Here is a 6,311-nt window from a genome sequence, read left to right as displayed (position 1 = left end):
GGTGTCGGCGGACGGCCCGCGCATCGACAGCCCGGTCATCCTGGCCAGCACCCGAGCCCGCTGGTGCAGCGCCACCAGGTCAGCCGGTCCGATCCGCCAGCGGGCACCGGTCAGCAGGCGGGCCAGCGAGCCGCCCGCGTTGTGATCGGCGAGCACCTGCAGCACCGCGCGGACGTCGGCGATCTCGGGCAGCGTCAGCAGGCCACCGATGTCGACGACCTCGACCGGCAGCCCGGCGTTGCGCACCGCCTGGGCGATCAGCGCGATCCCCGACCGCTTGCGCACCAGCACCGCCAGGGTCCGCTGGCCCGACGTCCAGTCCAGGCGGGTGTCCCACTCGGCACGCAGCCGCTGGGCGAGCCAGCCTGCCTCGTCGGCGACGGACTCGCTGTACCGGGCCAGCACCTGGCCATCCGGCGCCTCGGGACGGGCCGTCAGGGGCAGGCCGGCAGGTCCGCGCAGCTCGTCGGCGACCCGGTTGGCCACCGCGAGGATCCGGCGGTCGTTGCGCCAGCTGGTCATCAGCGAGTACACCGGCGCCGGCCTGCCGGAGCCGGTGCGGAACCGCTCGGCGAACTTGCCGATGTTGGCCGCGCTCGCGCCCCGCCAGCTGTAGATCGACTGCAGCGGATCACCGACCGCGGTGACCGCGCGGCCGTTGCCGAACAATGCGGCCAGCATCTGGATCTGGGCATGGCCGCTGTCCTGGTATTCATCCAGCAACACGACGTCATAGCGGGAGCGCTCGACCGCCGCGACCGCCGGTATCGCGGCCAGCCTGCTGGCCAGCACCATCTGGTCGGCGAAGTCCAGCAACCCGTCGGCTCGCTTGCGCTCGCTGAACAGCTCCACCAGCGGCAGCAGGTCCAGTCGCTTGGTCAGGCTCTCCAGCAGCTTCTCGACATTCTCCGGTCGGGAACGGCTGCGCGCGCCCGGCTTCGGCGGCAGCGGCGCCAGCTCGTCCCGCATCCGGGCAGCGAGCCGGCGAACCTGCTCCGGCTCGGCCAGATGGTCGGCGAGCTGCCCGGACAGGTCGAGCAATCGCTCGGTGACGGTGGCCACCACGCCCGGTTCCAGGGTGAACTGTCCGTCGTAGCGCCGAACCACCGCGTCGGCGACCTGCCACCGGGCCGCTTCGGTGAGCAGCCGCGAGCCCGGCTCGAAGCCCAGCACGATGCCGTGTTCCTCAACCAGCCGGCCGGAGTACGCGGCGTAGGTGAGCACCGTGGGCTCACCGCCGTCCGGGCTCCGCCCCAGCGCCCGGTACAGGGACTTCAGCCGGGCCCGGATCCGGTGCTGCAACTCACCGGCCGCCTTGCGGGTGAAGGTCAGTCCGAGGACCCGGTCCGGCGCGACCAGCTCGTTGGCGACCAGCCAGACCACCCGGGCGGCCATCGTCTCGGTCTTGCCGGACCCGGCGCCGGCGATCACCACTGCCGGTTCCAGCGGTGCCTGGATCACCGCGGCCTGCTCGTCGGTCGGCGGGAACAATCCCAGCAGCCGGGCCACCTCGGCGGGCTGGAAACGGGGCTGATCAGTCGTGGTCGGGGCCGTGCGGGTGATCCGGGCCTGGCTGGTCCGGGCCGGCCGGGCATGGGTTGCCGGCGGCGGGGCCGTCCGGGACCGGGTGGTCACTGGGTCACCTGCCGGCCGTCGTCCTGGGCCGGGCAGCAGCCGCGCACCAGGCACCGGCTGCAGGCCTTGCCGGGCTGCGCGGTCACGGTGTTGCCGCGCAGCACCGCGGCGATCCTGGCGAGGTCGTCGGCGACCGACCCGGGTTCGGCGAACTCGGACAACGGTGGCTGGGCCTGCGCCCCGGGCGAGCTGGTTCCGATCTGGACCAGCTGGGCACCACCGGGTTCGGCCGGTTCACCACCGGTGAAGGCGCCCTCGGCCACCGCGAGCTGGTACACCGCCAACTGGGGGTGGACGGCGACGTCCTTCTGGGTCGGCTTGCTCTTGCCGGTCTTCAGATCGATGACCACCAGCCGGCCGTCGCGGTCGCGCTCGAGCCGGTCCACCTTGCCCGACAGCAGCGCGTCGCCGATCTGCACCTTGAACGGCTCCTCGCGGCCCACCAGCGTGAGCCTGGCCCGGCTCTCGACCAGCCAGGAGGCCAGCGCCGCCAGCATCCGCTGGGCCCGGGCGCGTTCGGTGACGGCATGCCAGGGTGCCCCGAAGTCCAGCCGGGACCAGCCCTGCTCCAGCAGTTCGGTGAGGTCCTCGACCCCGGCGCCCGGCTCGGCCTGCTCGGCCACCCAGTGCACCAGGGTTCCCAGCGACGCGGCTACCTCGTCGGTGGCATCGGTGGCGCCCAGGTCCATCAGCAACGCCCGCAGCTCGCAGTCGGTGTAGGCCTGGAACTTCGAGGGCCGGATCGGCACCGGCCCGAGCGAGCGGGGGCGGATCGGGGCGTCGCTGGACAGCGGCGCCCGTCCCCACCAGTCCCGCGGGTGGGCGCCGGAGACGCCGGCGTCGGCGAGCCTGGCCAGCTGTTCGGCGGCGGCGGCCAGCTCGTCCTCGGAGGCGTTCTCATCGACCAGCACCCCGCGCAGCTCGGCGACCAGGCCGGGCAGCAGGAACCTGCGGGAGGCCGTCGCCACCGGACGGGCCTCGACCGTGTCGGGCAACGGGTCCAGCTCTTCGACGAACCGCGACGGCTGGGCCTCGTCGCTGTCGACCGCGGTCACCAGCAACGCGCGGCTGGCACGGGTGATGGCCACGTAGAACAGCCGCCGCTCCTCGGTCAGCCGCTCGGCGAGCAGGCCGCTGGAGACCCGGGCCCGGTGTGCCACCAGGTCGACCAGCAGGTCCGAGCCCAGCAGCGAGCCACGCTGGCGCAGGTTCGGCCAGACGCCGTCCTGGACGCCGGCCACGCACACCAGCTGCCACTGCAGGCCCTTGCTGGCGTGCGCCGTGAGGATCGAGACCTCCTCGGCCACCGCCCGCCGTCCGGGCCCGGTGTCGGTGATCTGCAGCTGGTGCACCCAGTCCCGCAGCTGGCTGATCCCGCTCCCGGGGCTGCGGTCGGCCAGCTTCGCCGCCTCGATGAACAGGGCCAGCACCGCGTCCAGGGCGCGGTCGGCGCGGGCACCGTCCGGACCGCCGGCCACGCTGCGGCGATTGAGCCGGGACGACAGCCCGCTGGCCTGCCAGACCGCCCAGAGCACGTCCTCGGCGGAGCAGCCGGGCACCGCTGCCGCGGTGGAGCCGGCGTCGATCACCGCACGCAGCCGCTCGACCGGCTGGCGGACCGCGGCCGGGACCAGAGCCAGCGCGCCAGGCTCGACGACCAGATCGGCGAGGGTGAGCGGCCCGTCCGGCCCCCGGCGCAGGTGCCGGCGCATCCGCAGCACCTGCAACGGATCGGCCCGCCCGACCGCACCGAGCAGCAGCGCCTCGGCGGCCTCGGGCTGGACGGCCGCCGGATCGGCCACGCACCGCAGCAGTTCCAGCAGCTGGGCGACCACCGGCTCGTCGATCAGCGGGCCACGGACCGCCTGCCCGACCGGCACGCCGGCCGCCACCAGGCCCCGCCGGAGGCTGTCGGCGGCCGGGCCGACGGAGCGCACCAGCACCGCCATCTGCGACCAGGGCACCTGGTCCTCGACGTGCGCCCGGCGCAGCACCGAGGCGATGTGTGCCGCCTCCTGGCTGACCGAACCGAACACCGCGACCTCGACCGCGCCCGGGTCCAGATCGGGGGCCGCGACCAGCGCCCGGTGCTGTGCCGGGCCGCTGAGCCGGGCGGCGATCCGCCGGGAGGCCGCGACCAGCACCGGCCCGCTGCGCCGGCATTGGGTCAGCGACACGGTCTCCACCGGCGTGCTCAGCTGGAGCTGGCCGGCGGGCTCCGGCTCGGGCCGGGGGGTGCCCGGCAGCCAGCCGAAATGCAGGTCGATGTCAGCCATCGCGCTCTGCTCCGCGCCCCGGAAGGAGTAGATCGCCTGGTCCGGATCGCCGATCAGCACCAGTTCGTCGGCGCCGGCGGCGATCAGCTTGAGCAGCTCGATCTGGGCCGGGTCGGTGTCCTGGTACTCATCGACGAAGATCCGCCGGCGCTGCCGGCGCTCGGCGGCAAGCAGTTCGGGGTTGTGCCGCAGCTCGGCGCTGGCCCGCTGGATCAGCTCGGCGGCGTCGAAGGCGCCGGGCGCCTTCAGCGCGGTGACCTCGAGGTATTCGCGCAGCACATCGGCGGCCACCACCCAGTCCGGCCGGTCATGCTTGGCGCCCAGCGCGGCAAGGGTCTGCGGGCTGATGTCACGCTCGACGGCCCGCATCAGCAGGTCGCGCAACTCCTCGGCGAAGGCCTGGGTGTGCACGGCGGCCGACAGCTCGGCGGGCCAGGCATCGACCCGGTCGGCCAGCCGCCCGGCCAGCAGTTCGCGCAGCGTGACGTCCTGCTCGGAGCCCGACAGCAGCCGGGGCGGTGGATCACCGGCGAGCACGGCAGCCCGGCGCACCACCCCGAACGCGTAGGAGTGAAAGGTGCGGGCCACCGGCTCGGAGATCGTGCGCTGCAACCGCGCGGTGACCTGGTCCCGCAGCCGGCTGGCCGCCCGCCGGGAGAACGTGAGCAGCAGGATGTCCTCGACCGGCACGCCGCGCCGGTCGACGCGCTCGACCACCGACTCCACCAGGGCGGTGGTCTTGCCGGTGCCCGGGCCGGCCAGCACCCTCAGGACGCCGTGGTCATGCTCGATCACCCGCTGCTGGTCGGCGTCGGGCACCGGCACCCGCTGCGCCGGCAGGTGCGGGTGCACCAGCCGGAACGCGGGTTCGGAGGTGACGCTCGTCAGCACACGGCAATAGCATCACGGCGCGGTGACAGTTTCGGGTAGGCCAACCGGCCGTGTCGCCGGCGGGCCCGCGGGTTTGGACGCTTCCAGGCTTGAACGCCCGACGCTTGGACGCTTGGACGCAATGGCGTCCAGACGTCAGCGGCCGTCCCAGCGGGCGGCGGCCAGGTCCACCCGCTCGCCCCGGATCGGCACCCCTTCGGCCGCCAGCCGGGCCAGCTGCTCGGCGCGCAGGTGCTCGGCGCAGCTGCCGTCGGAGCGCAGTACCCGGTGCCAGGCCACCGTGCCGCCGTCGGCGGCCAGCACCCGTCCGACGTTGCGGGCGGCACGGCTGCCCACGAACTCGGCGACATCGCCGTAGGACATCACCTTGCCGGCGGGGATCGAGTCGACGCAGTCCAGGATCCGCTGTGCCAGCGGCAGGTCCTCGGTCACGGCGTGGCAGCCGGCGGCTCAGTAGGACGGCAGTGAGGGATCCACCTGCTTCACCCAGGCGGTCACGCCGCCCTGGACGTGCACGGCGTCGGAGAACCCGGCGTTCTTCACCGCGGCCAGCGTCTCGGCCGAGCGGACGCCGGTCTTGCAGTACATGACGATCTGGCGGTCCTGCGGCAGCGAGGCGAGCGCGTCGCCACGCAGGATCTGGTCCTTGGGGATCAGCTTGGCGCCGGGGATCGACACGATCTCCCACTCGGCGGGCTCGCGCACGTCGATCAGCTCGACCGGCTTGCCCGATTCCAGCAGCTGCTTCAGCTCGGCGGCGGTGATGGTGGACCCGACGGAGGCCTGCTGGGCCTCCTCCGACACCACTCCGCAGAAGGCCTCGTAGTCGATCAGCTCGGTGATCGGCTTGGTGTTGGGGTCCTTGCGGATCTTGACCTGGTTGTAGGTCATCTCCAGGGCGTCATAGATCATCAGCCGCCCGACCAGCGGATCGCCGACACCGGTGATCAGCTTGATCGCCTCGGTGGCCATGATCGAGCCGATCGAGGCGCACAGCACGCCGAGCACGCCGCCCTCGGCGCACGAGGGGACCATGCCGGGCGGCGGCGGGTCGGGGTAGAGGTCGCGGTAGTTGGGTCCGTACTTGTCCCAGAACACCGAGGCCTGCCCGTCGAAGCGGTAGATCGAGCCCCATACGTAGGGCTTGTCCAGCAGCACGGCGGCGTCGTTGACCAGGTAACGGGTGGCGAAGTTGTCGGTGCCGTCGACGATCAGGTCGTACTGGGCGAAGATCTCCAGGACGTTGTCGTTGTCCAGTCGGGTGTCGTGCACGACGACGTTCACCAGCGGGTTGATCTCGCGCACGCTGTCACGGGCGGACTCGGCCTTCGGGCGGCCGATGTCGGACTGGCCGTGAATGATCTGGCGCTGCAGGTTGGACTCGTCGACCACGTCGAATTCGACGATGCCCAGGGTGCCGACGCCGGCCGCTGCCAGGTACATCAGGGCCGGTGAGCCCAGGCCGCCGGCACCGACGCACAGCACCTTGGCGTTCTTCAGCCGCTTCTG

The 6,311-nt window shown here is 72.8% G+C and carries 4 protein-coding genes; all 4 read right to left on the bottom strand.

Annotation, left to right across the window (positions count from 1 at the left end; genetic code table 11):
* On the bottom strand, window positions 1–1,635 hold a 1,635-nt coding region (locus VF542_RS04560), incomplete at its 3' end, for an ATP-dependent helicase (RefSeq protein WP_408650524.1).
* Entirely contained in the window at window positions 1,632–4,802 is a 3,171-nt protein-coding gene (locus tag VF542_RS04555; RefSeq protein WP_408650523.1) for an ATP-dependent helicase, read from the bottom strand. The genes VF542_RS04560 and VF542_RS04555, both read right to left, overlap by 4 nt.
* Before the next feature lie 135 nt (window positions 4,803–4,937).
* The gene (locus tag VF542_RS04550) at window positions 4,938–5,234 is read right to left on the bottom strand and encodes an MGMT family protein (protein ID WP_408650522.1); all 297 of its coding nucleotides are present in this window, start codon (window positions 5,232–5,234) and stop codon (window positions 4,938–4,940) included.
* 18 nt (window positions 5,235–5,252) lie between these two features.
* Window positions 5,253–6,311, bottom strand: a 1,059-nt coding sequence (gene moeZ / locus VF542_RS04545) for an adenylyltransferase/sulfurtransferase MoeZ (RefSeq protein ID WP_408650521.1), incomplete at its 5' end; no start/stop codon positions are given.

This window comes from Jatrophihabitans sp. (genome assembly GCF_036389215.1).
GTDB lineage: Bacteria > Actinomycetota > Actinomycetes > Mycobacteriales > Jatrophihabitantaceae > Jatrophihabitans_A.
The sequence above is the reverse complement of the archived record's forward strand: the minus strand, read 5'-3'. Positions and strand labels throughout refer to the sequence as shown.